Below are 24,802 nucleotides of genomic sequence, written 5' to 3'. Positions count from 1 at the left end.
CCGTACCCGCGCAGCGAAACCTGAGTAGTCTCGTAGGCATGAGGGACCACCCCCGCGACGAAACCTTCCCGCAGACCGAGATCTGGACCGGACGCGCCACCAACCGGTTCCAGTGGCTGCTGGCGCTCGCCGGTGCCGCCTGTATGGCACTCGGCATCGAGCTGGCCGTGGACTCCGCCTGGACGTCCGGCATCGCCCCGCTCGCCATGTCCGTCGTCGGGTGCATCGCGGCCGGACTCCTGATGCTGTTCGGCACGCTCGCCTTCGTGCACGTCGCCCTGAAGGTCGACACGGAGACCCTCGAAGTGCGCTGCGGCCACATCGGTGTGCCGCGCCGCCGCATCCCTCTCGCAAGCGTCGCGGGCGCCGAGTTCGACCCGCACGTCACCCCGCGCCAGTGGGGCGGCTGGGGCTACCGCTGGCGGCCCGAGAAGGGCACCGCCGTCGTCGTACGGCGGGGCGAGGGCATCGTGCTGCGGCTGTGGGACGGGCACACGTTCACGATCACCGTGGACAACGCGGAAGCGGCCGTACGGATCATCACGGACCGGCTGGCGCCGCCCGCGCCCGGCGCGGTGCACTGACTCCTTCAGGGGGCCAGGCTGTCGCCACGCGCGTGTGCGTCCGGCGCGGCGCGTGAGGTGTCCTCGGCGATCGGGTGGGCCGTCGCCAGCCCGGCCAGGAAACCGGCGCCGACCGACACCGAGGTGAAACTCAGCGCGTCGCCGACCGAGGCGATCAGCGCGACCCCCGTCAGCGCGGCGGCCGCGCTGAGCGCGATCGGGGTGGAGCGTGAGGTGCGCCACAGCGCGTGAAGGACCCAGCCGAAGGCCGCCGCCAGCAGGAGCACGCCGACGATGCCCTGCTCGGCCGCCATTTGGAGCGGCGCGGAGTGCGGTTTGCCGTCCGGCAGCAGCGCCTCGGCCGCCGCGCTGCTCAGTTCTCCGAAGCGCCCGGGACCCACTCCCAGCGCGGAGTCGTGATGCGCCATGTGCAGGGCGTCCTGCCACAACTGGATCCGGTGCGGAGTCAACTGGCCCTCCAGGGACGCGGTCAGCCCGTCCGGGAGCACGTTTCCGGCGACGGCCCAGGTGGCGCCGGTCACCAGTGCCGTGGCCAGGCCCAGGCCCGCGATGCCCGGGCCGCGGTGTCGCATCCGGCCGGCGCCGAGCGAGCACAGCAGCACCGCCGTCCCCAGGACGAATCCGGTGACCGAGCCCAGGACGGCCGCGGTGACCGTGATCCCGGCCGCCAGCAGCCACAGCGCGAGCCGTGGCGCCGGTGCCGAGGCGGCCCGTGCGGAGCAGCACGCGGAACCCACGGCCAGGGTCAGCAGGGCCGCGGTGGCGCCGGCGTGGCCGAGCGGGACGGTGAACTGGGGGCCCGGGGCGAGATGCGGTTCGGCCAGCGCCAGGCCGAGCCCGGCCAGCGCCCCCACACAGGGTGCGGCGACCGGTACGAGCGCCCCGGAGATCCGCCCCGACGCGTAACCGGCGGCGACCGCGAGGACCGCGAGCAGCACCCCCTCGGGCCGGCCGTCGTGCATGGCCGCGGTGATCAGCGACCACGCGGCACACGATCCGAGCACGGCGATGCCCGCCGCGTCCGAAACGTTTCGTCTTTCACTGTCGGCGTCCGGACCGGTCGCCGACGCCATCCCCGTGGAACCCACCCCGCCGCCCCCTGAACCGGGCCGCCCCCGACCCGTTACCGGCCCCCACCGTCCTGGCCTGGACCGACCGAACGACAGGGGCTCCGGCACACCGTAACGGCTGATGACCGATTTGTGCACGAGTTGTGCAGGAACGATGCGGCTACGGGCCTGCTCAGTGCCCTGTGCCGCAGTCCGGACCGCGCTGTCGGCCCCAAGGTCGACCGCCGTACACTCCCGGAGTGACCGTCACCGCAACTTCCGTGGACGAGTCGGACCAGTTGGAGCCACAGGCCGCGCCCGTATCGCGCCTCGTCCGTCTGGTTCCGGCCGCCGTAGCCGCGCTCTCCGGAGTGCTGCTCTACGTCAGTTTCCCGCCACGCACCCTGTGGTGGCTGGCGCTGCCCGCCTTCGCCTGCTTCGGGTGGGTGCTGCGCGGCCGCAGTTGGAAGGCGGGCCTCGGACTCGGCTACCTCTTCGGCCTCGGATTCCTGCTGCCGCTGCTGGTGTGGACCGGCGTGGAGGTCGGCCCCGGGCCCTGGATCGCCCTGGTCGCGGTCGAGGCGATTTTCGTCGCCCTGGTCGGCGCGGGCATCACCGCGGTGTCGAAACTGCCCGCCTGGCCGCTGTGGGCGGCGGCACTGTGGATCGCCGGTGAGGCGGTACGCGCGCGTGCCCCCTTCCACGGCTTCCCCTGGGGCAAGATCGCCTTCGGCCAGGCGGACGGCGTCTTCCTGCCGCTCGCCGCGGTCGGCGGCACCCCGGTCCTCGGCTTCGCGGTCGTGCTGTGCGGCTTCGGCCTGTACGAGATCGTCCGGCTCGTCCTGGAGGGACGGCGCACCCGGGTCGTCCAGCGGTCCGCCGCGGCCGTGGCCCTGCTGAGCGTGGCCGTACCGGTGGTGGGCGCGGTGGCCGCGCGGTCCCTGGTCAGCGACAAGGCCGAGGACGGCACCACGACGGTCGCGGTCATCCAGGGCAACGTCCCGCGCGCGGGACTGGAGTTCAACGCCCAACGACGGGCCGTGCTCGACTACCACGTCAAGGAGACACTGCGGCTCGCCGCCGAGATCAAGGCAGGCAAGGTCGCCAAGCCCGACGTGGTCCTGTGGCCGGAGAACTCCTCCGACGTCGACCCCTTCGCCGACGCCCAGGCGTACACCGACATCGACGAGGCGGCCAAGGCGATCGGCGCGCCCATCTCGGTCGGCGGTGTCGTCGAGCGGGGCGGCAAGCTCTACAACGAGCAGATCCTCTGGGACCCGGTGAAGGGCCCGACCGACACCTACGACAAGCGGCAGATCCAGCCGTTCGGCGAGTACCTCCCGATGCGCTCGCTCCTCGGGGCGATCAACAAGAACTGGACCAGCATGGTCCGCCAGGACTTCAGCCGGGGCACCAAGCCGGGCGTGTTCACGATGAACGGCGCCAAGATCGGTCTGGTCACCTGCTACGAGGCGGCCTTCGACTGGGCCGTGCGCTCCGAGGTCACCGACGGCGCCCAACTGATCTCCGTGCCCAGCAACAACGCGACCTTCGACCGCAGCGAGATGACCTACCAGCAGCTCGCCATGTCCCGGGTCCGCGCGGTCGAGCACAGCCGGACCGTCACCGTCCCGGTGACCAGCGGCGTCAGCGCGATCATCATGCCGGACGGGAAGATCACGCAGAAGACCGGCATGTTCGTCGCCGACTCCCTGGTCCAGAAGGTGCCGCTGCGCTCCTCCGAGACTCCGGCCACGAAGCTCGGCATCCTGCCCGAGATGGCCCTGGTCCTCGTCGCCGCGGGCGGCCTCGGCTGGGCGATCGGCGCGGGTGTGCGCCGACGGCGCGCGGGCGACGCGTAGCCGTACGCCTGTTGTACGCCCGCCGCACGCACGGCAGTTCGTGGAGCAGCCATAGATCGTCCCGCTAGGGTCGGACCATGGCTACTCCTGACTTCATTCGTACGATCCGGGAATCCGCCGGGCACCAACTGCTGTGGCTTCCCGGGGTGAGCGCCGTTGTCTTCGACGACGCGGGTCGCATCCTGCTGGGCAAGCGGACGGACAACCACGAGTGGGCGTTGCCCTCCGGCATTCCCGAGCCCGGTGAGCAGCCCGCGGTCTGCGCGGTGCGCGAGGTGTTCGAGGAGACGGCCGTCGAGTGCGTCGCGGAACGGGTCGTCTTGGTCAAAGCCGGGGGACCGATCAAGTATCCCAACGGTGACGCCTGCCAGTTCATGGACATCACTCTGCAGTGCCGCGCCGTCGGCGGTGAGGCGGCCGTGAACGACGACGAGTCGTTGGAGGTCGGCTGGTTCGAGCTGGACGCGCTGCCCGAGCTCAGCGACCACCAACTGTTCCGGATCAAGCAGACCCTGGCTGACGCACCCACATGGTTTGACACCACGAGTTCCGACTGAAGTATGTGCTGAGCCCGGGGGTCCCCTATGAGCCTCCCGGATCTGGTGTCGGCCGGTGGGCGGACCGCGCACTGAAACCCCCGGTACGCAGGCGGTTTTCGAGTTGTCCACAGGCCCCACCGGCCGGTCCGGCGATGGGGAATCCTGTGCGCATGTCCAGCGATCACGCGCAGTCCGCCGAGCGTTTCGCCACCGTCACCGGTGCCGCAGCGCGACCGAGCAGTGTCGAAACGCCGTTCCTTGAGCTGCTGGCCAGGGGCGCCTCCGCCGACGACTACGAGCAGCCGGTGCTGCTCGCCCACGCCGACGGAAGACCGGCCGGGCTGATCGCCGGGCTCGAACACGCCAAGGCGCTCGCGCTGCGCGTCCGTGCGGAGGCGGAGGGCCGCCGACGGCGTGAGGCGGAGCTGTCCGCGCTCTTCGAGACGGCCCACGACCTCGCCGGACTGCGCGACCTGGACGCCGTACTGCGGGCGATAGTCCAGCGCGCCCGGTCCCTGCTCGGCACCGACGTGGCCTACCTCAGCCTCAACGACCCGGCCAGGGGCGACACTTGCCTGCGGGTGACCGAGGGGTCGGTCGCGGCCCGCTTCCAGCAACTGCGGCCGGGCACGGGGGAAGGGCTCGGCGGGCTCGTGACCCAGACGGCACGGCCGTACGTCACCGACGACTACTTCGAGGACGACCGCTTCCAGCACACCCCCACCATCGACTCCGGGGTACGGGACGAGGGGCTGGTGGCGATCCTCGGCGTGCCGCTGATGGCGGGACACCGTGTCGTCGGGGTGCTGTTCGCGGCGGACCGGCGGGCGCGGGTCTTCGAGCGGGAGCAGATCGCGCTGCTCGGCTCCTTCGCCGCGCTCGCCGCGGTAGCCATCGACACCACGAACCTGCTCACCGAGACCCGCTCGGCCCTCGCCGGACTGGAGCGCGCCAACGAGATCATCCAGGACCGCAGCCGAGTCATCGAGCGCGCCTCCGACGTCCACGACCGGCTCGCCGAACTCGTCCTGCGCGGCGGCGGGGGCCACGACGTGGCCGCCGCGGTCTCCCAAGTCCTCGACGGAATCGTCGAGTTCACCGAGACCGACGCCACACCCACGAGTGCGCTGGAGGCGTCCCGCGCGGAAGGGCACGCGGTGCGGCACCAGGACGACTGGATCGCGGCCGTCGCCGTCGGCGGCGAACTGCTCGGCGCACTCGTGCTGCGCGGTCACCCCGGCCTCGACCCCGTCGACCAGCGCACCCTGGAGCGCGCCGCCATGGTCACCTCCCTGCTGCTGCTCGCCCGACGGTCCGCCGCCGAGGCCGAACAGCGCGTCCGCGGCGAGCTGTTGGACGATCTGCTCGACGCCCGCGACCGCGACCCGCGCCTGCTGCGGGAGCGTGCGTCGAGGCTGGACGCCGACCTGGACGCCACCCATGTCGTACTCGCCGCCGGGCTGGACGGCACGGCTGCCGACGCCGACCAGGAGGCCGCCGCCCGCAGCCGCCTCCGCTCCGCCGCCTCGCATCTCGCGGGGACCCGGCACGGCCTCGCCGCCGCCCGCGACGGCGGCACCGTCCTGCTGCTGCCCCTCGACCTCGGCGACACCGCCACGGACCTGGCCCGACGTACCGTCGGCCTCCTGGGAGCGGCGGTCCACGAAGCGGTCACGGTGGGTGCCTCCGCGCCCGTCGAGAAACCCGCCGCCCGGCCCGATGCCGTGGCCGCCGCCTACGAGGAGGGGCGCCGCTGCCTCGACACGCTGCGGCTGTCGGGCCGTACCGGAGACGGGGCCGACGCCGAGGACTTCGGCTTCCTCGGGTTGCTCCTCGCCGGGGACCGCGACATCGGCGGCTTCGTCGAGCGGACCATCGGGCAGGTCGTGCGGTACGACGAGCGACGCGGCACGGAGCTGCTGCACACCCTCGACGCGTACTTCGCCTGCGGCATGAGCCCGGCCCGGACGAAGGACGACCTGCACGTCCACGTCAACACCGTCGCCCAGCGGCTGGAGCGCGTGGGCCGACTCCTCGGCGAGGACTGGCAGGAACCGGGACGCGCACTGGAGGTCCAACTCGCCCTGAAGTTACGGCGGTTGGCGGGACTGGGGTGGCGGTGACCCTCGTATGCGTGTCACGGTCGCGATCAGGAGGCGCGAGGGGGCCGGCCGTCGCCGAAGCCCGGCTCCACCCGTAGGGCGCCCTCGTGCGGTGTCCTCGGTGACGGCTCTGATGAGGTCCACCTCGCGGGAACATCGCGTCAGGCCGGAAATCCCCCTCGTCCGTCCCACCCTGTGCGACGGCACGATGCACAGCCCGTCCGCAGGTGGGGCCGGGGATTGCGGGTCATGTGTCGCGCCTGCTCCCGGCCTCGCGCCGTCAGGGCAGGATCGAGTCGATGTACCCCCCGTCCACCCGAAGCGCTCCGCCCGTCGTCGCCGAGGCCTGCTCGGAGCTGAGGTAGACGACCATGTGGGCGATCTCCTCGGGCTCGATCAGCCGTTGCAGGAGGGACTGCGGCCGGTGCTTCCGCATGAACTCGCGCTGGGCCTCGTCCCAGGGCAGCTCGCGGTCGACGAGTTCGTAGACGAAGTTCTCGACGCCGCCGGTGTGGGTGGGACCGGCGATGACCGAGTTGACCGTCACCCCGGTGCCCGCCGCCTGCTTCGCGAAGCCGCGGCCGACGGCGAGGAGCGCGGTCTTGGACATGCCGTAGTGGATCATCTCGGCCGGGATGACGATCGCCGAGTCGCTCGCGATGTACTGGATCCGGCCCCAGCCTCGCTCCGTCATGCCCGGCAGATACATCCGGGTCAGCCGGACCGCAGCCAGCACGTTCACCTCGAAGTAGCGGCGCCACTCCTCGTCGCTGATCTCCAACGGGTCGGCGGATCCGAAGATGCCCAGGTTGTTGACGAGGATGTCGACCTCCGGCAGCGCCTCCAGGACACGCTGCGCGCCCTCCTCGTTCGCGACGTCGGCGGCCACCGGGACGAAGACCGCACCGGGCACCTCCGCCGCCAGCCGTGCCACGCCCTCCTCGACCCGCCGCTCGTCCCGCCCGTTCACCCCCACCCGGGCGCCGGAACGCGCGAGTCCGGCGGCGATCGCCGCACCGATGCCCTGCGTCGAGCCCGTCACCAGGGCGGTGCGTCCCGTCAGATCGATCTGCATGTGGAACCAGTCCCTTGTACGTCAGTGCTTGGTACGGCTGTCTCGTACGGCTGTCCGTTCTGCCTGGCGGTACGCCTGCCGTCAGCCTGGCGGCAGGCGTACCGGCCCGCCACCTCAGCCGGTGCCCGCGCCCCTGGATGTGCGTGTCGACTAGATGTGCATGTCGACGACCACCCACGAAGCGTGGTGCATCCAGTGGGCGATGGCGGCCAGGTGCGCGGGGTGGTTGAAATACCGCTGGAAGGCGGCGGTGTCGTCGAACAGGCTGTTCACGGCGAAGTCGTAGGAGGCGGGCGTCTCGTCGAACACGTGCCAGCCGACTTCCCACTGCCGGATCTCGGGGATCTCCCGGTCGAGGTTCTTCACGAGCTCGAATCCCTCCGTCACCGCGGGGGACACCCGGGTGAGACCTTCATTGAGCTTGAAGAGGACGATGTTCCGGATCATTTCCGCTCCTGGTGCCCGTCGAAGTCGGTGAACACAACACATCGGCTACGTGGCCTCCGACGACTTGGTTCACCGCGAAGGGGCATCGACCCGGACATGTCACACCGCGACGCGCCGACAAGCGCTTCGGGGCATCCGGCCGGCCACGGCAGGATGGCGGTCATGCGTTTTCGACTGCTCGGCCGCCTGGAGCTGGTGACCGCCAACGGCGTGGTCGTCCCTCCCGGCGCCGTGTCCCGGGCGATCGTGGGACGGCTGCTGCTCGCCCACGGAGCGGTCGTGCAGCGTGACACCCTCGTCGACGAGCTGTGGGAGGACCGCGGGACCAAGAACCCGGTCGGCGCGCTCCAGGTCCAGATGGCCAAGCTGCGCACCGCCTTCGCGGCGTGCGGCGAGGACGCCCGCCTGCTGTTCGACCACGGCGGCTACCGGATCGTCCTGGGACCGGAGGACGAGGTCGACGCGGCCGCCTTCGAGGCCGTGGTCCGCGAGGGCCGTGACCACCTGGCCGCGAAGGAGTACCGGAAGGCCGAGAGCACCCTGCGGCAGGGACTGTCGATGTGGCGCGGTCGCGCCCTGGACGGCCTCACGGGACGGGTCTTCGAGACCGAGCGGACGCGCCTTGAGGATCTACGGCTGGGCGCGCTGGAGGACGCCGCCACCGCGGGCCTCGAACTCGGTCGCGCGCAGGAACTGATCCCCGAACTGCACGCCCTGCTGTCCCTCGCACCGCTCCGCGAGCGGTCCCGGGCCCGTCTCATGCTCGCGCTCTACCGCTGCGGGCGGTTCGCGGAGGCCCTTGAGGTCCACGACACGGGCCGCCGGCTCCTGAAGTCCGAACTCGGAGTCGCTCCCTCGCAGGAACTGAGCGCCCTGCACGCCGCGATACTCCGCCACGACCCGTCTCTCCGACAGCCCGAATCGGCACGCGAAGGGCGGCCGGCACCCCTCTCCGACCGACTGTCTGCGCCGCACACGGACGTCCGGCCCACCCCCGGCGAAGGCAACCTCGGCCGACCGCTCGGCCCGTTCGTCGGCAGGCGCAAGGAGCTGACCGCGCTGTGCGAGGTCGTCGACCGCGAGCGGCTGGTGACCGTGCTGGGCCCGGGAGGTGTCGGCAAGACACGCCTCGCCCTGGAGGTGTGCGCGCTGGTCCAGTCGTCCCGCTGCAACGTCTGGTGGGTCGATCTGGCCCCGGCCGACGACGCGAACGTGCTGGCGGTGGTCGCCTCCGCGCTCGGCCTGTCCGACACCTCCGTCCGGCCGGACCAGCCGCCGCACGACTACATGCACCGGATCACCTCGTTCCTGGCCGGACGGTCGGCCGTCCTCGCGCTCGACAACTGCGAGCACCTGCTCGACGCCGTCGCCCCGCTCGTGGCGGCACTGCTGGGCCGGTGTCCCGCGCTGACCGTCCTGACCACCAGCAGGGCACCGCTGGAGGTCGCGGCCGAGGTGCTGTTCCCCCTGGCGCCGATGCCGGACGAGGAGGCCGCGGACCTGTTCGGCACCCGTGCCGCCATGATCGACCCGTCCTTCGCCCCGGACGAGGCGGCGCTGCGGGACATCCGCCGCCTCTGCCGCAGGCTCGACGGACTGCCGTTGGCGGTGGAACTCGCCGCCGCGCACGTCCGGCTCCTGACCGTCCGGGAGATCGAGGCCCGCCTCGACAACCGCTTCACCCTGCTGACCAAGGGGGAACGCAGCGCGCCGGCCAGGCACCGCACCCTGCGTGCCGTACTCGACTGGAGCTACGCCCTCCTCGACACCACCGAACAGCGGCTGCTGACGGAACTGGCCCTGTACACGGGCGGCTGCTCCCTCGAACTCCTGGAGGCCGCCACTCCACTGCCCGGGGCGGGCAGTGCCGAACTCCTCCATGTGCTGGGGCAGTTGGTCGACAAGTCCCTGCTCGTCCCGGTCTCCACGCCCGACGGGAACCGGCTGCGGATGCTGGAGACGGTCCGCGAGTACGCGCTCACCCGGCTCCGGGAGGACGGCCGGGCGCCGGAAGCCGAAGAGCGCCTCATGGCGTGGGCCGCACACTTCGTCCGTGACGGCAGCACGGGTCTCTCCTCCCGTGACCAGCGGCAGTGGACCGGACGGCTCACCGCGGAGTCCGCCAACATCAAGGCGGCATCGGACCTGATGCTGGCCAGGTCCCGCCCGGCCGAGGCCCTGCTGCTGGAGGCGCGGCTGGGCTACTTCTGGTTCATCAGCGGCCGCGAGGAAGAGGGCATCGACCGACTCCGGCGCAGCCTGCGGGCCTACGACGCGACAGCGGGCCGGCGGATCGGGGAGCCCACGGAGGATGACGAGGGGGCGCTCTTCCACACCATCGCCTGGCTCACCTGGCTCCATCACGTCGCCGGCCATCACAAGGAGGCCAGTTCCTACGCCGAGAGACACAAGGCGGCCTGGGAACACGCGAAGAACCCCGACCTCGCCGTCCTGGGCCTCTGCTACGACGCGCTCCACGCGATGCTCAAGGGGCACGACGACGTCGAGAAGCGATTCGCCGTGGCGGAGGCCGCCGTAGTGGGCACGGAATTCCACTGGGACCGGGCGGTCCTGCAGACGAACTGGTCGACCTACTGCCTGCAGCACGGGGACATCGAGGGGGCCCGTCGGCACGGTCTGATCGCCGTGGCGGCGTCACGCGCGGCCGACGACGACTTCGCCCGGGTCTTCTCCCTCACTCTCTGCGGCGACGCGGACGAGAGCGACGGACTCCGTGACCGGGCCCGTGAGCAGTGGACCGAGGCGGCCCGCATCCTCGGTGCCATAGGCGCGCGCACCCGCTGGGCGTACGCCGTGCTCCGGCTGGTCTGCCTGGACATCGCCGAGCGGGAGTTCGCCGTGGCCGAGCAGCGGCTGGTGGACGTGAGCCGGCTCGCGGACGAGGTGAGTGCGGACGATCTCCGGGCGGCCGTGGCCAACCTGCGCGGGCTGCTGGCGTTCCGTGACGGCCGCTTCGCGGACGCGGAACGCGTCTTCCACGGAGTCTGGCACTGCCCGCAGGCGCCGCCCGGCCGCAGAGCGGTGTCGGCCGTCGGGCTGGCGGTCCTGGCGAGGTTCGGTCCGCCGAGCCCCACCGCCCCGGACGACGCACGGGCCTGGATCGACCGGGCGCGCCGGACGCACGCCGGACTGCTGGAGCCGCTCGCCCGGCACGCGGTGGGTGTGATGGTGGACAGGCTGGACACGCGGCACCCGCCCGTGGCCGGCGAGCCCGCCTCGCTCTGCGGCCCCTCGGTACTGGCCGCCTTCTGCTGAGCGGCCACGTCCGCGATGCGTGAACCACTTCGGGGTGTGCGCCGTAGCAGCCATCGGACGGCACCCGGTCGCGTCGAGGAGCCGTTTTTCCTGCTCCCCACGTGGCCGTCGCGCCGACGAAAGGCACAGCACCATGACCGAGTACCAGGGGCCGACCGCTCTTGGAGAGGACGCCGTCGCCGAACTGGCCGACCGGATCGAGGGATCCGTGTTGGCCCCGGACGACCCGGGCTACACAGGGGCGATCGCGGGGTTCAACCTGCGCTCGTGGCAGCGGCCCTGTCTGGTCGTCGAGGCGGCCGGTGCCTCCGATGTGCGGGCCGCGGTCGCTTTCGCCGCCGCGCGTGACCTGCCCGTCGGGGTCATGGCCACCGGGCACCAGCCGTTCCCCGCCGCGGACGACTTCCTGCTCGTCACGACGCGTGCGATGCGTACGGTCGAGATCGACGCCGAGCGCGCCGTGGCCCGCGTGGGCGCGGGCGCGCTCTGGGCGGACGTCGTGGAGCCCGCCCAGGCAGCGGGCCTGGCACCGCTGAACGGGTCCAGCCCCCAGGTGGGAGTCGTCGGCTTCACCCTCGGCGGCGGACTCAGCCCCTTCCTGGGCCGGTCCTACGGCTGGGCCGCCGACCACGTCGTCACGATCGAGGTCGTCACACCGGACGGCGTGCTGCGCCGTGTCTCCGCGGCGGCCGAACCGGAGCTGTTCTGGGGCCTGCGCGGCGGACGCAGCAACTTCGGGATCGTGACCGAGCTGGAGATCGGGCTCTTCCCCGTGACCTCCTTCTACGGCGGCGGGATCTACTTCCCCGCCGAGAACGTCGAGGCCGTGCTCCGCGCCTTCCCCGAGGTGGTCCGCGACGCGCCCGACACCTTCACCTGCTCCGTGGCGCTGCTCAACTTCCCGCCGGTCCCGCAGATCCCCGAACCGCTGCGCGGCCGCTTCCTCGCCCACGTCCGGGTGACCCACCTCGGCTCCGACGAGGAGGCCGAGAAGCTCATCGCGCCCTTCCGCGCCCTCGGCGAGGGCATCCTCGACACGATCGGCCGCCACCCCTACGGCGCGTTCGACATCGTGCACAGCGACCCGGCGGACCCCTTCCCGTACGAGGAACAGGGCGCCCTGCTGGCCGAGTTGCCGGACCGGGCCGTCGACTCCCTCGTGGAGAGCGCACACGTGGCCGCCGGTGGCCTCGTCACGGTCCTGGAGATCAGGCATCTCGGCGGAGCACTGGCCGACCGGCCGGCAGCGGCGAGCCCCGTCGCCGCGCGGGACGCCGTGTTCAACGTGTGGGGGGCGACCGTCGGACCGCCGGAGGTCGTCGACGCCGGCATGGCCATGCTGGGCGGGATGGTCGAACGCCTGAGCCCTTGGTCCACGGGTCTCACGTACACGAACTTCGCCGGTCGTGACGACCGGGCGGAGAACGTGTTCACCGCCGAGGACCTGGCACGACTGCGTGTCCTGAAGAGGCGCTACGACCCGCGCAATCTGTTCCGCGTCAACAACCACAACGTCGCTCCGGCCCAGCGGTGAACTGCGAGCAGGAGCTTCCCGAACTGGCTGCCCACGCCGTGGGAGCCCTCGATCCAGCGGAGGAGGTACGCGTCGACAGCCATGTGCGGGCGTGCCCGGCCTGCGCGACCGAGGTGGACGGGATCCGCACCACGCTCGCCGCCCTCCGGGGACTCCCGGTCGAGGAGACGCTGGGCGACTGGTCCGGAAAGCTCCCCGAACTGCGGGAAGCGGCGGTCCGCGCAGTCTTGGCGCAGATCCCGCGGACGAACAGTTCCTGAGCCTCCCCGGCACCCTTTCCCGCACCTTTCCTGCGCCTGTCCTCGCACGCGCGGGCCGGGCAAGCGGATATCAAGCCGCCGGCAAGAGGTCCCCCTGAAGGTTTCCCCGTTCAGCTTTCAACGAATTGGTGCGCCGCGGATCGTCCACGGCGCACTGGGGGAACGTGGCAATGAGGCACAGCACAGTAGTCCGGGACACACCGCAGGACGGGACCGGCGGAACTCGTGACAGGGCGCGCGACGAGGCGTTCGTCCGCGCCGTCTACGACAAGCACGGGGTGTTCCTGCTGAGAGTGACCACCGGACTGCTGTGGGGCGACAGCCATCAGGCCCAGGACGTGGTCCAGGAGGCCGTCCTGCGCGCCTGGCAGAACGCCGACATCCTCGATCCGGACGCCGAGGGCATACGGCCGTGGCTCGTCACGGTCGTCCGCAATCTCGTCATCGACGGCTACCGCGCCCGGAAGGCCCGCCCGCCGGAGACGGTCGACACCGCGCTGAACGACCTGCCGGGTCCGGAGTCCATGGAACCGGCCCTCACCAAGAAGCTCGTGCGCGAAGCCCTGGCGGACCTGACGTTGCAGCACCGCGAGATCCTCGTCCACGTCGAGTTCCTGGACCGGTCCGTGGCCCGCACGGCGACGACGCTGGGCATACCGCCGGGCACGGTCAAGTCCCGGACCCACCTGGCCCTCAGGGCCCTCCGCGCCGCGCTCGCCGAGCGGGGCTACACCCCCTGAGCGCGCCCTTCACGAGAGCGCTTCGCCGAGCCGGGTCCCGCCTGCGCGGCCCGGCTCGGCGGCTGCGGTGAACGACTGACGGTCGGGCCTCGCTACCGAGTCACCTGATGCGCGGTGCTCTCACGCCGGGTCGCGCGCCGGCGTGCCTCGTCGATCGCGCTTCTTTCCTCCTGGGTGAGGAGATTCATGAGCCTCTCGTTGTTGACCCAGTCGTTCAACAGCGCATGAGAACCCCCCAGACTCAGGGAGTACGCCCACATACTTCGCCCGCGCGTCGTTCCGTTCCATTCGTTTGCCCAGCTCAGCAGATGGCCGATGCGCTGCTCCGTCGTGAACCTCATGAATCGCATCCCCGTCACCTTTCGACAATCACGAGAAGGCCTTGCCTTCGTCTGCCCTGTAAACGGGGCGGGTGAGAAGGAGGTTCACAGCCGTCTCAGAATCCGGTGAGCGTCACCTTGCCGATGGCGCTCCCGGACTCAAGGACACGATGCGCCTCGCGCAGATGTGCGGCGTTGATCGTGCCGAGGTCCCGGGTCGCCGTGGTGCGCAGGACGCCCTTGTCCACGAGCTGGGCGATCCGGTCGAGGATGTGGTGCTGCGTCACCTGGTCCGGGGTCTTGAACAGCGAGCGCGTGAACATGAGTTCCCAGTGGAAGGAGATGCTCTTCGCCTTCAGCAGGCCGATCTCGACGGGACCGAAGTCGTCGATGGCGATCAGCCCTCCGAACGGCTTGAGCATCTCGGCGTACGCGGCGAGGTTCCGGTCCGTACCGGCGGTGCCGAAGATGTGGTCGACCCCGCCGGGCGCCACCTCGGCCACCTGCGCGGGCAGCGGGCGATGATGGTCGACCACGTGCGTCACGCCCATCCGGCGGGCGAACTCGACGGTCTCCGGGCGGGAGGCGGTGCCGATCACGGTCAGGCCGGTGAGGGCACGCGCCAGTTGGGCCACCATCGCCCCCACACCGCCCGCCGCGGCGGTCACCAGCAGTGTGCCGGTCTCCTCGGCGGCGCCCTCGCGCAGGCCCAGGCGCTCGAACAGTCCCTCCCAGGCGGTGAGGGAGGTCAGCGGCAGCGCCGCCGCCTCGGCGAAGGAGAGAGTGCCGGGCTTGCGGCCGACGATGCGCTCGTCCACGGCGTGGAAGCGGGAGTTGGTGCCCGGCCGGTCGATCGCGCCGGCGTAGAAGACCTCGTCCCCGACCTCGAACAGCTCCACCTGCTCACCGACCGCGACGACCGTGCCGGCGGCGTCCCAGCCGAGCACCTTCCACTCGCCGCCCGGGTCGTTGCTCTGCCGGACCTTGTAGTCGACGGGGTTGACCGCGATCGCCTCGACCTGGACCAGCAGATCGCGCGGACCCGGCTGCGGCACGGGCAGTTCGACGTCCACCAGGCTCTCGGCGTCGTCGATCGGCAGGCTCTTGCGGTAGGCGACGGCGGGCATCGTCGCCGACTTCCAGGTCTCGCTCATCGTGCGTCTCCTCGATTCGTGCGGCGGGCCGACGAGGACCGGCGGCCACGACCCGCAAGGTACCCATCGGGAGGTAGTAACCATCAAGGGATACTGCTTCCCATAGGAAACCATAGAGGTGGGGGCGGTGCGAGACGCCCCGAACGCCGTGCGGTCAGGCGGATTCCGGGAACCGGTCTATGTTCTGCTCCACCCAGGTGCGCAGATGGGAGAGCGGGGCACAGGCGTCCCTGCCGAGCGGGGTCAGGCTGTACTCGACGCGGGGCGGGACCTCCGCGTAGATCCGGCGGTCGACCAGGCCGTAGTCCTCCAGGCGGCGCAGCGTCTGGGTGAGGACCTTGGGGCTCACTCCCTGGAGCCGGCCGCGCAGCGCGCCGAAGCGCTGCGGCCCGCCCTCCAGGGCGCCCAGCGCGAGGGCGCTCCACTTGTTGGCGAGCAGGTCCAGCATGTCGCGGCAGGGGCAGGCCGCGGAGTAGACGCTCTTGGGGTCGTCGCAGAGGCCCGATGTCTTCGTCATGCGGCAACGGTACCCATTGGGTACCAAAGTACCCAATGGCCATCAGCTTCCCTTGCGGGTAACCACCGCCCGCCTTGTACGGTCACGGACATGCTCGGAACCCCGGTTTCGGGTATCGGAACCGCCGACGAGGGCTGACACATGAACGACGACGCCATGCACCTCCGACTGCTCGGCCGCCTGGAGCTGGCCGACGGGAGCGGTGCCGTCGCACTTCCGGGCGCGGTCTCCCGCGCGATCGTCGGCCGGCTGCTGCTCGCCGGGGGAGCGGTCGTGCACCGTGACACCCTCATCGACGAGCTGTGGGAGGAGCGCGAGGCGAAGGACCCGGTCAACGCCCTCCAGGTCCAGGTGACGAAACTGCGCGCGGCGCTCGCGACCCGGGACCAGGAGGGGCGCCTTCAGTCGCAGTACGGGGGATACCGGTTCGCCCTCGGAGCGGAGGACCAGCTCGACACGGTCCGCTTCGAGGCGACGGTCCGCGAAGGGCGCGTGCAGTTGGCGGCGGGAGCGTACCGGCAGGCGGAGGACGTCCTGCGGCAGGGACTGGCGCTGTGGCGGGGCCGCGCGCTGGACGATCTCAAGGGCCGGGTCTTCGACGCCGAACGGCTGCGCCTGGAGGAACTGCGCCTGAGCGCGCAGGAGGACGCGAGCGCCGCGGCCCTCGAACTCGGCCGCGCGGCGGAACTGGTCCCCGAACTGACGGCCCTCGTGTCCGCCGCACCGCTGCGGGAGAGATCCCGGGCACGGCTGATGCTCGCGCTCCACCGCTGCGGGCGCGACGCCGAGGCGCTGGACGTGTACGAATCGGGACGCCGACTGCTGAGGTCCGAGCTGGGCGCCGATCCGTCCCCCGAACTCCGTTCCCTGCACGACGCGATACTGGCGCGCGGCCCGCGTCCGGGGACGGCGACACCGGCAGGTGACTCGTGTCCGGGCACGGCGACCGCGGACTCCGTACGGTTGTCACCGGCGCCCGCCGATCACGTGTCACCGGCACCCGCCGGCCGCGCCGAATCCCGCCCGCTGCCCGGCGAAGGCGGCCCGGAGCACCCCCTCGGCCCCTTCGTCGGCCGGGGTGAGGAGCTCGACGGACTGCGCGCGGCCCTCGACCGCGAGCGGCTGGTGACCGTCGTAGGGCCGGGCGGTGTCGGCAAGACGCGCCTCGCGCTGGAGGCGTGCGCGCTGACGCAGGACTCGTACGACGGTGTGTGGTGGGTCGATCTGGCGTCGGCCGACGGCGCGGGCGTCCTCGCGGCGATCGCCGGAGCCCTGGGCCTGTCGGACGCCTCGGTTCGGCCGGACCAGCCGCCGCACGACTACATGCACCGGATCACCTCGTTCCTGACCGGGCGTCGGGCGATCCTCGTGCTCGACAACTGCGAGCACCTGCTCGACGCCCTCGCCCCGCTCGTCGCGGTCCTGCTCGGCCGGTGCCCCGCGCTGACCGTGCTGGCGACCAGCAGGGCACCGCTGGCCGTCGCGGGCGAGACGCTGTATCCCCTGGCGCCGATGCCCGACGGCGAAGCCGCCGAACTGTTCGGCGCCCGCGCCGTCATGACCGACCCGTCCTTCACCGCCGACGCGACGGCGATGGACGACATCCGCTCCCTGTGCCGCAGGCTGGACGGGCTGCCGCTCGCGGTGGAACTCGCCGCCGCACACGTACGGTTGCTGCCGGTCCGCGAGATCGAACTCCGCCTCGACAACCGCTTCGCCCTGCTGGCCAAGGGAAAGCGGACCGCTCCCGCCCGGCACCGCACCCTGCGCGCCGTCCTCGACTGGAGCTACGCCCTCCTGGACACCACCGAACAACGGGTGTTGACGGAACTCGCCCTCTACGTAGGCGGTTGCTCCCTCGACGTGGCGGAGACGGCGATCCCGCTTCCCGGGGCGGACCGCCACGAGATCCTGCACGTGCTGGCCCAACTGGTCGACAAATCCCTCCTGTTCACCGTCTCGACGCCCGACGGAAGCCGACTGCGGATGCTGGAGACGGTCCGCGAGTACGCGCTGGACCGCCTCCGGGCCGAAGGACGGGCCGCCGCGGCGGAGGAACGCTTCATGGCCTGGGCCCTGCGTTTCGTGCACGCCTGCACCGACGCCGACTCACCTGTAGAACAAGGGGAGTTGATCAGGCGGCACACCGCGGAGGCCGCCAACATCAGGGCGGCCTCGGATCTCATGACGGCCCGGTCGCGCACAGCTCAGGCCCTGTCGCTGGAAGCACGGCGGGGCAGTTACTGGATCATCAGCGGCCGTGAGGAAGAGGGCATCGACCGCCTCCAGCGCAGCCTGTGGGCCTACGACGCCGCGCAGGCGCAACGGGCCGCCGCGGAGCCCACCGACGAGGACGAACGGGCCCTCTTCTACGCCCTCGCGTGGCTGGTCTGGCTCAACCACGTCGTCGGCCGGTACGCGGAGGGCAGCCACTTCATCGACCGGTACAAGTCGGCCTGGCGCCAGGCGAAGAACCCCGACCTCGCCGCCCTGGGGCCCTGTTACGAACCCCTCCACGCCATGCTGACCGGGCAGGACGACGTGGCCGAACTGGGCGTCGAGGGCACCGAGTTCCACTGGGAACGGGCGATCCTCCTGGCGAACTGGACGACGTACTGCCTCCAGGTCGGCGACATAGCCGGCGCCCGAGGCCACGGCCGGGCCGCCGCCTCGGCGGCAAGCGCCTCCGGCGACGACTTCGCCAGGGCCTGCACCCTCACGCTCTGGGGCGACGCGGAGGAGAGCGCCGGCCGCCGCGACCGCGCCCGCGCGCACTGGACCGAGGCGGCACGCCTCCTCCGCTCCATCGGCGCCCGCGGTCAGTACGCGTACGCCGCACTCAGGATCGTGTGCCTCGACATCGCGGAGGGCGCGCTCGACACGGCCGGGAACCGGCTCTCGGAGGTCGTCCGGCTCGCGGACGAACTGAGCGCGGACGACCTCCGGGCCGCGGCGGCCATCCTGCGCGGAGCACTGGCGTTCCACGGCGGCCGCTTCGCGGACGCGGGCGCGGTCTTCGCCGAGGTCTGGAACAGTCCTACGGCCCCGCTCGACCGCAGAGCCATGGCCGCGGTCGGACTGGTGGCGGTGGCGGCGTTCGGCCCGCCCACCCCCTCGGCACCCGACGACGTGCGGCGGTGGACGGACCGCGCAGGCCAGGCGCTCGACCGGGTGCGTGAGCCGCTGGCCCGCCGCGCGGTGGGCGCCCTGCTGGACAAGATGGACGCCTGTCTCACGTCCGGCCCGGGCGGCGCGATCGGGGCGGACCGGGTGCAGGCCTGGCTCGCCAACAACCCTTCCCTGCTCGCCGGTTTCACCGGAGTGCTGAACGGCCCGGGCCGGCATCGCTGACCGCTCGCCCACGTCACGCACCCGATCCGTCCCCGGAGACGAGTGAACCGGGTCCCGGAACGGCCCGTAGAGCGCCATGCGGCGAGTCCCGCGAAGGGCTCGGCCGCGCCGAGACTCCGTGCTGTTTCGTCTTCCAAGGAATGACATGCCAAGCAGTTCCGCAGATCAGACCCTGGCTGTCCGCGTCGTCGACAGCATGGAGCGGATGAGCGGGAGGCACCCCGGATACCGCCGGTCCAGTGCCAGGGGAGCCGCGTTCCGGGCCACCTTCACTCCCAGCGGGGCCGCGGCCGCCCTGACCACGGCCGCGCATCTGCAGACGCGACCGGTGTCGGCGACCGTACGGTTCTCGAACTCCGAGGGAAATCCCCACACGCCCGACACCGCCCCGGTCACCCGCGGCATGGCCACCCGCTTCCACCTGCCCGACGGCGGTGACACCGACCTCGTCGCTCTCACCGTCCCCCGGTTCGTCGCCTCGACGCCCAAGGAGTTCCTGGAACTGACCGAGGCGCTGCGCCCCGACCCCGTGACCCGTCAGCCGGACCTGGCCCGGGTGCACGCGTTCGTCGGTGCCCATCCCCACCTCGCCGAAGCCGTCGCACAGCAGCCGCCCGTCCCCGTCAGTTACGGCTCCGCCGCCTACTGGGCCATCCATGCCTTCATCTGGGTCGACGCGACCGGCGCCCAGCGGCCCGTGCGGTACCGCTGGGAACCGGAGGCCGGACGCGCCGCCCTGACCGCCGCCGAGGCGGACACCCGTACCGCCCACTACCTGACCGACGAACTGCACCAGCGCCTGGAACACGCACCGGTGGCGTTCGACCTGCGGATCCAGCTCGCCGAACCCGATGACCCCACCCACGACCCCAGCACCGTCTGGCCCGACCACCGCGAGGAGTTCAGCGCCGGGCGGCTGGAGATCACCGCACCCGCCGACGACCAGGCCCCCTGGCACTCGCAGGCCTTCAACCCCACCCGGGTCACCACCGGCATCCAGCTCTCCGACGACCCCGTCCTCGCCTTCCGGGCCCACGCCTACGCCGAGTCCCACCTCCGGCGCAGTCGCAACCAGTGAGTGAACCTCCTTGGTGTGCGCGCCGTTTGACGTCTCGGCAGCACAACGCCCCCGCGCTCGACACCAGTTGACGGAGCGCTCCGGGGCCCGACGAATGGACGGACTTGAAGAACAAGCAGACCAAGAGATCTCCCGGTCGGCCTCGCCTGCTGCGCGGCGCCACGGTGGCGTGTTGCGCGATGGCCCTGTCGGCGGCGGGAGCGACGGCGGCGAACGCCGCGACCCCCACCGCGCGCACCGTCAACTACGTCGCGCTGGGCGACTCGTACGCCTCCGGCCCCGGCGTACCGACCCAGGTCGACGCCACATGCGCGCGGTCCGACCAGAACTACCCGTCCCTCCTCGCGGCGGCGAGGAACTGGCATGCGACAGACGTCAGTTGCTCGGGCGCCACCACAACGGCCCTGGCCGGACCGCAGGGTTCACGCCCGCCGCAACTGGACGCGCTCGACGCGGACACCGACGTGGTCACCCTGACCATCGGTGGCAACGACATCGGCTTCTCCGCCAATCTGGCCACCTGCGCCGGACTGACGTCCAAGGACCCGGCGGGCAACCCCTGCCAGACCTTCTTCACGAGCGACGGCACCGACCGGCTGGCGCAGCGCGTCGACGACACCGCCCCCAAGATCGCCGCCGCGCTGGACGCCGTCCGCGAGCGGGCTCCTCGGGCCGAGGTCGTGGTGGTCGGCTACCCCGACCTGTTCCCGGACGACGGGGTCGGCTGCACCGGCTCCGCCGTACCGCTCGCCGCCGGTGACTTCGCCTATCTGCGCGACACCGAGAAGAAGCTCAACGCGATGATCGCGAACCAGGCGTCGGCCCACGGCGCGGCATATGTCGACACCTACACCCCGACGGTGGGCCACGACATGTGCAAGCCGGCCGGCGAGCGCTGGATCGAACCCCTGGTCGCGGCGGCCCCGACCGCACCCGCCCACCCCAACGCCCTGGGCCAGCAGGCCATGGCCGCAGCGGTGGAGCGCGCCCTCCGCTGCGGCGCGTACCGCCGCTGACCCGACGTGAACGGAACGGGGGCACCGGCGGCCCGGGGAGCGCGCCGGTGCCCCCGTTCCTCTTCCACGACGGCTGAAAGGCTCTTTCAGGGGTACCCGGTTGTCCGCGGCACCCAGCGGTGCCGCTCCCCTAGAGAAAGAGAAACCCGTGTACATAGGTCTGGGAACCGTCGTCCTCATCATCGTCATCGTCGCCGTCGTCATGATGCTGCGCCGCGGCTGACCGTGGATCCCCGGACGGGCATGGCCACGAGCCGTGCCCGATAGACTTTGGGCGTGGCAACAGCGGTGGAAGGGTACGAGTTCGGGCTGCTGGGGCCGCTGAGTGGTCGTCACGGCGAGCGTGCGCTGGATCTCGGCAGCCCGCTGCAGCGCGCGGTCCTGGTCCGGCTGCTGCTCGGCGAAGGGCGCCGGTGCGGACTCGACCACCTCATCGACGCACTGTGGGAAGAGCCGCCCGGCAACGCCGTTCGCTCGGTACAGACGTACGTCTACCGCATCCGCCTCTCCTTGGGCGACGAGCGGTCCCGGCTGGAGACCACGCAGGGCGGCTACCAGCTCGACATCCCCGAACCGGCCGTCGACGCCCTGCGTTTCGAGCGGCTCGCGCGTGACGGCGAGGAACTCCGGGCCGCGCGGCAGACCGGCCCCGCGCTCCGCGCGTTCGACGCGGCGCTGGCACTGTGGTCGGGGGAGCCGCTGTCCGGCGTACCCGGCCCCTACGCCCGGCGGCACCGCGGACGTTTCGTGGATCTACGGCTGAACGCCCAGGTGGCGCGGTTGGAGTGCGCCGACGAACTGGGCGAGCACGCCCGCGTGGCGACGGAACTGATCTCCCTCATCGCCGACCATCCGCTGCGCGAGGAGCTGTACGCGCTCCGCATGCGGGCGCTGTACCGCTCCGGGCGGGCGGCGGAGGCCCTCGCGGTCTACGCCGCCGCCCGCGAGACCATGGTGGCCGAACTGGGCATGGACCCGGGCCCCGAACTCCGTGAGCTGCAGGCACGCATCCTCAGCGGCGCCGAGCCCGACCCCGCCGAAAGGCGTCCCGAGGAACAAGGGCAGGGACGGGGACCGGGCCTTGAATCGGCCGCCGCCCCTGCCACCGACCAGGCTGCGACCACACCGGTCGAGGACGCCCCGGTCCGCGTCCGCCCGCAGCAACTCCCCCCGGCACCCGGCGACTTCGTCGGGCGGGAGCGGCTGCGCGAGCGGCTCCGGCTCGCGTTGCGGCCCAGCGGGGAAGCGGTCGCGCTCTCCGTGCTCAGCGGCATCGGCGGCGTGGGAAAGACGGCGCTCGCGTTGCGCGTCGCGCACGGCATCCGCTCCGACTACCCGGACGGGCAGCTCTACGTGGAGCTACGCGGCGACGGCGGTCAACCCACCGATCCCGCGGACGTGTTGGTCGACTTCCTCCTCGCGCTCGGCATGCCCGCCGCCGAGATCCCCGCGACGCCCACCGCCCGCGCCGGCGCCTACCGCACCCTGACCGCCGACCGCCGGATCCTGGTGCTCCTGGACAACGCGCACGACACCGCCCAGGTGACACCGCTGCTCCCGGGCACCCCCGGCAACGCCGCGCTGATCACGACCCGGCACCGGTCGCTCGTACCCCCGGGTGCGACGCGTTTCGAGGTGCCGGTGCCCGGCCGGCAGGAGGCGGTGGCCATGCTGGGCCGGTTCACCGGCGACGCCGAGATCGCCGCCGCCCCGGAACTCGCGCTGGAACTGGTGCACGCCTGCGGGCAGTTGCCGTTGGCGCTGCGCATCATCGGTGCCCGTACGGCGGCCCGTCCCGGACGCGGGCTCGGCGCGCAGTTGCTGCGGCTGCGCGCGGAGGAGCATCAGCTCGACGAGTTGCGGGCCGGCGGCATGTCCGTCGAGGCCACCTTCCAGGTCGGCTACCGGGCCCTCGCCCCCGAGCAGGCCCGGGCGATGCGCCTGTGCGCGCTGCTCGACGCCGCCGACTTCCCGGTCGCGGTCGCGGCCGTGCTGCTGGAGCGCCCCGAGCAGGAGACCGAGGAACTGCTGGAGCATCTCGTGGAGGCCGGTCTGCTCGAACCGCACTCCGCCGACCGCTACCGATTCCACGATCTGGTACGGGCGTTCGCCGCCCGTCGCGCCGGTCGCGAGGACCCCGTCGCGGAGCGCGAGGCGGCGCTGGTGCGGCTGGCGATGTTCCTGCACGCCACCCTGCTCCAGGCCATGAGCGCGACCGAACGGGCCGGCTCGCTCAGCATCCATCTCTTCTCCGTGCCCCTGACCGGACTGCGGTTCGCCGACGCCGAGGAGGCGCGCACCTGGCTGCTCGCCGAACACACGCTGCTGGTCTCGGTGTTCTCCCGGGTGCTGCGCGACATCCCGGACGCCTCGCGGATCGTCGTCGCCGCGCTGTCGGTGATCGCGTCGAGCGGGCTCTTCGCCGGGCCCGCGCACCAGCGGGAGTTGGAACGCGTCACAGACCACGCGGTCGCGGCGGCCGACCTGGGCGACGACCCCGCGTTGCCGTCGCAGACCCGGCACATCCGGGCCTGGCTCGGCTTCATCCGCGGCGATCCGACGGCGGCGGAGACCGATCTGCGTGAGGGGATCGGGCGGTCCCGCGACGGGGACGACCCGCTGACGTTGTTCATGTCCGCCCGGCTGCTGTCGGTCGTGCTCGTGGATCAGGGGCGCAGTGCGGAGGCCGCCGAGTTCTTCGCCGAGTCGGAGGCCGTCGGCGGCGCGTCGGACGACCCGAACAGCCCGGCCTACTTCCTTGAGGAGGTGGCCCGCCTGTTCACCGCGCTGAGCTCGGACCGGGCCGAGGTGAACGTCGCGGCGGCCCAGCACGTGTACGAGGTGAGCGACCGCCTGCGTCGGGCAGCGGCAAAGCGCTGACCTGGGCTTTCACGCGCCGTCGACCGGACGTCGATCCGTGTTCGGCACGGTGGTCGCGCAACGGACCGCACCACCTCCTCGAACAGGTGACAGACATGCTCAAGATCGGTCTGGGATCGCCCCAGTACGGATTGTTCACTGACCCCGCCACGATCTCCGGCTTCGCCGCCACGGTCGAGACGATCGGCTACGACAGCCTGTGGGTGGGTGACCGGGCCCTCGTACCGACGCAGCCCCGCGATCCCTATCCCGGCGGCGGCCCCGTACCGGAGGAGTACCGCACCTTCCTGGACCCCGTCGCCACGCTGTCCTTCCTGGCCCACGCCACCCGGCGGCTGCGCCTGGGGACCAGCACGCTCAACGCGCCCTTCTACTCCCCGCTCCTGCTGGCCCGTTCACTGACCACCGTCGACATCCTCAGCGGGGGGCGGCTCGACATCGGGTTCGGGCTCGGCTGGTCGTCCGACGAGTACGAGGGCATCGGCGTGCCCTGGCGGGGGCGCGGGGCACGCCTGGAGGAGATCCTCGACGTCCTGGAACACGTCTGGTCCGGTGCGGAGACCGAGCACAGGGGGGAGCTGTGGACCGTCCCGAGCGCGCACATCGGGACGCTCCCCGTACAGCGCCCCCGCCCGCCGGTCCTCCTGGGCGGTTTCGCCCCGGCCACCCTGGAACGAATCGGCCGGCGCGCGGACGGCTGGGCGGGAGTGGCGCTGCCGGTGCCCCAACTGGCGTACGTCATCAGCCAGATACGGCAGATCGCGGAGACCAACGGACGTGACCCCGACGCCCTGCGCACCGTGGTCCGGGTGAACCCCGTGGTGACGGCCGAGGACGCACCGAGCGAGGCGGTTCCGCACCGGGGAACGCTCGTGCAGGTCTCGGACTACCTGCTCGCCGCCCACGCGGCCGGAGCCGACGAGGTCCTCATCGACCTCCAGCAGACCGCGCGCGACGCGGACGAGCTGACGGACCTGGCACACCGCTTCCACGAACAACTGCGCAAGGGCTAGGGAGC

At 71.8% G+C, this 24,802-nt stretch carries 18 protein-coding genes; 13 read left to right on the top strand and 5 right to left on the bottom strand.

From position 1 onward, the window contains the following. Nucleotides 1-38 precede the first annotated feature (38 nt). Nucleotides 39-584: a hypothetical protein gene (locus OG223_RS07695; protein WP_329244246.1), complete on the top strand. Its 546-nt coding sequence runs from the start codon at nt 39-41 to the stop codon at nt 582-584. A gap of 5 nt (nt 585-589) precedes the next feature. On the opposite strand, the gene OG223_RS07690 is transcribed toward OG223_RS07695, so the two are convergent. Continuing rightward, nucleotides 590-1,657, bottom strand: coding sequence for an O-antigen ligase family protein (locus tag OG223_RS07690; RefSeq protein ID WP_329265185.1), 1,068 nt, complete (start codon nt 1,655-1,657; stop codon nt 590-592). Nucleotides 1,658-1,893: 236 nt separating this feature from the next. Between OG223_RS07690 and lnt the strand changes: the two genes are divergently transcribed. The 3 genes from lnt (at nt 1,894) to OG223_RS07675 (ending at nt 6,157) form a co-directional block, all read left to right on the top strand. Beyond that, on the top strand, nt 1,894-3,495 hold the full coding sequence (lnt, locus tag OG223_RS07685; RefSeq protein WP_329244243.1) for an apolipoprotein N-acyltransferase: 1,602 nt from the start codon (nt 1,894-1,896) through the stop codon (nt 3,493-3,495). Nucleotides 3,496-3,572: 77 nt separating this feature from the next. Further along, nucleotides 3,573-4,052: an NUDIX hydrolase gene (locus OG223_RS07680; protein ID WP_329244240.1), complete on the top strand. Its 480-nt coding sequence runs from the start codon at nt 3,573-3,575 to the stop codon at nt 4,050-4,052. A 152-nt stretch (nt 4,053-4,204) separates the two neighbouring features. Continuing rightward, on the top strand, nt 4,205-6,157 hold the full coding sequence (locus OG223_RS07675) for a helix-turn-helix domain-containing protein (RefSeq protein WP_329244237.1): 1,953 nt from the start codon (nt 4,205-4,207) through the stop codon (nt 6,155-6,157). Nucleotides 6,158-6,416: 259 nt separating this feature from the next. Here OG223_RS07675 and OG223_RS07670 read toward each other — a convergent pair whose 3' ends face one another. Both OG223_RS07670 and OG223_RS07665 read right to left on the bottom strand, forming a co-directional pair. Continuing rightward, nucleotides 6,417-7,211, bottom strand: a complete 795-nt coding sequence (locus tag OG223_RS07670) for an SDR family NAD(P)-dependent oxidoreductase (RefSeq protein WP_329244235.1) — start codon at nt 7,209-7,211, stop codon at nt 6,417-6,419. A gap of 150 nt (nt 7,212-7,361) precedes the next feature. Then, the gene (locus tag OG223_RS07665; RefSeq protein ID WP_329244233.1) at nt 7,362-7,658 is read right to left on the bottom strand and encodes a Dabb family protein; all 297 of its coding nucleotides are present in this window, start codon (nt 7,656-7,658) and stop codon (nt 7,362-7,364) included. A gap of 162 nt (nt 7,659-7,820) precedes the next feature. On the opposite strand from OG223_RS07665, the gene OG223_RS07660 reads away from it, so the two are divergent. The 4 genes from OG223_RS07660 (at nt 7,821) to OG223_RS07645 (ending at nt 13,468) form a co-directional block, all read left to right on the top strand. Then, nucleotides 7,821-10,934, top strand: a complete 3,114-nt coding sequence (locus OG223_RS07660) for an AfsR/SARP family transcriptional regulator (RefSeq protein WP_329244231.1) — start codon at nt 7,821-7,823, stop codon at nt 10,932-10,934. Between the two features lie 133 nt (nt 10,935-11,067). Next, nucleotides 11,068-12,468 (top strand): FAD-binding oxidoreductase, encoded by a 1,401-nt coding sequence (locus tag OG223_RS07655; protein WP_329244228.1) that lies wholly within the window; start codon nt 11,068-11,070, stop codon nt 12,466-12,468. Continuing rightward, on the top strand, nt 12,465-12,728 hold the full coding sequence (locus tag OG223_RS07650) for an anti-sigma factor family protein (RefSeq protein WP_329244226.1): 264 nt from the start codon (nt 12,465-12,467) through the stop codon (nt 12,726-12,728). Before OG223_RS07655 ends, OG223_RS07650 begins: the two co-directional genes overlap by 4 nt. A gap of 170 nt (nt 12,729-12,898) precedes the next feature. Then, on the top strand, nt 12,899-13,468 hold the full coding sequence (locus tag OG223_RS07645) for a sigma-70 family RNA polymerase sigma factor (protein ID WP_329244222.1): 570 nt from the start codon (nt 12,899-12,901) through the stop codon (nt 13,466-13,468). Between the two features lie 436 nt (nt 13,469-13,904). Here OG223_RS07645 and OG223_RS07640 read toward each other — a convergent pair whose 3' ends face one another. Together OG223_RS07640 and OG223_RS07635 are read right to left on the bottom strand one after the other, a co-directional pair. Continuing rightward, nucleotides 13,905-14,942 carry a zinc-binding alcohol dehydrogenase family protein gene (locus tag OG223_RS07640; RefSeq protein WP_329244219.1) on the bottom strand — a complete coding sequence of 346 codons (1,038 nt, stop codon included), beginning with the start codon at nt 14,940-14,942 and terminating at the stop codon, nt 13,905-13,907. Between the two features lie 154 nt (nt 14,943-15,096). Beyond that, the gene (locus OG223_RS07635) at nt 15,097-15,390 is read right to left on the bottom strand and encodes a winged helix-turn-helix transcriptional regulator (RefSeq protein ID WP_329265183.1); all 294 of its coding nucleotides are present in this window, start codon (nt 15,388-15,390) and stop codon (nt 15,097-15,099) included. A 210-nt stretch (nt 15,391-15,600) separates the two neighbouring features. On the opposite strand from OG223_RS07635, the gene OG223_RS07630 reads away from it, so the two are divergent. From OG223_RS07630 to OG223_RS07610, 5 genes are all read left to right on the top strand, one after another. Continuing rightward, on the top strand, nt 15,601-18,810 hold the full coding sequence (locus OG223_RS07630) for an AfsR/SARP family transcriptional regulator (RefSeq protein ID WP_329244216.1): 3,210 nt from the start codon (nt 15,601-15,603) through the stop codon (nt 18,808-18,810). A 145-nt stretch (nt 18,811-18,955) separates the two neighbouring features. Then, on the top strand, nt 18,956-19,888 hold the full coding sequence (locus OG223_RS07625) for a catalase family peroxidase (protein ID WP_329244214.1): 933 nt from the start codon (nt 18,956-18,958) through the stop codon (nt 19,886-19,888). A 179-nt stretch (nt 19,889-20,067) separates the two neighbouring features. Continuing rightward, complete coding sequence (locus OG223_RS07620; protein WP_329265181.1) at nt 20,068-20,904, top strand: SGNH/GDSL hydrolase family protein; 837 nt, start codon at nt 20,068-20,070, stop codon at nt 20,902-20,904. A gap of 276 nt (nt 20,905-21,180) precedes the next feature. Then, nucleotides 21,181-23,784: an AfsR/SARP family transcriptional regulator gene (locus tag OG223_RS07615; protein ID WP_329244211.1), complete on the top strand. Its 2,604-nt coding sequence runs from the start codon at nt 21,181-21,183 to the stop codon at nt 23,782-23,784. A gap of 95 nt (nt 23,785-23,879) precedes the next feature. Next, nucleotides 23,880-24,797: a TIGR03619 family F420-dependent LLM class oxidoreductase gene (locus OG223_RS07610; protein ID WP_329244209.1), complete on the top strand. Its 918-nt coding sequence runs from the start codon at nt 23,880-23,882 to the stop codon at nt 24,795-24,797. Nucleotides 24,798-24,802: the final 5 nt, after the last annotated feature.

Origin of the sequence: Streptomyces sp. NBC_01478 (assembly GCF_036227225.1) — a bacterium.
Lineage (GTDB): Bacteria > Actinomycetota > Actinomycetes > Streptomycetales > Streptomycetaceae > Streptomyces.
Note: the sequence above shows the minus strand (reverse complement) of the source record. Positions and strands in the feature narration are given on the sequence as shown.

Coding starts and splice junctions, on each gene's coding strand:
- OG223_RS07620 (WP_329265181.1), top strand. CDS start 20,068: ATGGCCCTGTCGGCGGCGGGAGCGACGGCGGCGAACGCCGCGACCCCC.
- OG223_RS07625 (WP_329244214.1), top strand. CDS start 18,956: ATGCCAAGCAGTTCCGCAGATCAGACCCTGGCTGTCCGCGTCGTCGAC.
- OG223_RS07660 (WP_329244231.1), top strand. CDS start 7,821: ATGCGTTTTCGACTGCTCGGCCGCCTGGAGCTGGTGACCGCCAACGGC.
- OG223_RS07640 (WP_329244219.1), bottom strand. CDS start 14,942: ATGAGCGAGACCTGGAAGTCGGCGACGATGCCCGCCGTCGCCTACCGC.
- OG223_RS07655 (WP_329244228.1), top strand. CDS start 11,068: ATGACCGAGTACCAGGGGCCGACCGCTCTTGGAGAGGACGCCGTCGCC.
- OG223_RS07610 (WP_329244209.1), top strand. CDS start 23,880: ATGCTCAAGATCGGTCTGGGATCGCCCCAGTACGGATTGTTCACTGAC.
- OG223_RS07630 (WP_329244216.1), top strand. CDS start 15,601: ATGAACGACGACGCCATGCACCTCCGACTGCTCGGCCGCCTGGAGCTG.
- OG223_RS07645 (WP_329244222.1), top strand. CDS start 12,899: ATGAGGCACAGCACAGTAGTCCGGGACACACCGCAGGACGGGACCGGC.
- OG223_RS07680 (WP_329244240.1), top strand. CDS start 3,573: ATGGCTACTCCTGACTTCATTCGTACGATCCGGGAATCCGCCGGGCAC.
- OG223_RS07670 (WP_329244235.1), bottom strand. CDS start 7,211: ATGCAGATCGATCTGACGGGACGCACCGCCCTGGTGACGGGCTCGACG.
- OG223_RS07690 (WP_329265185.1), bottom strand. CDS start 1,657: ATGGCGTCGGCGACCGGTCCGGACGCCGACAGTGAAAGACGAAACGTT.
- OG223_RS07635 (WP_329265183.1), bottom strand. CDS start 15,390: ATGCTGGACCTGCTCGCCAACAAGTGGAGCGCCCTCGCGCTGGGCGCC.
- OG223_RS07695 (WP_329244246.1), top strand. CDS start 39: ATGAGGGACCACCCCCGCGACGAAACCTTCCCGCAGACCGAGATCTGG.
- OG223_RS07675 (WP_329244237.1), top strand. CDS start 4,205: ATGTCCAGCGATCACGCGCAGTCCGCCGAGCGTTTCGCCACCGTCACC.
- OG223_RS07665 (WP_329244233.1), bottom strand. CDS start 7,658: ATGATCCGGAACATCGTCCTCTTCAAGCTCAATGAAGGTCTCACCCGG.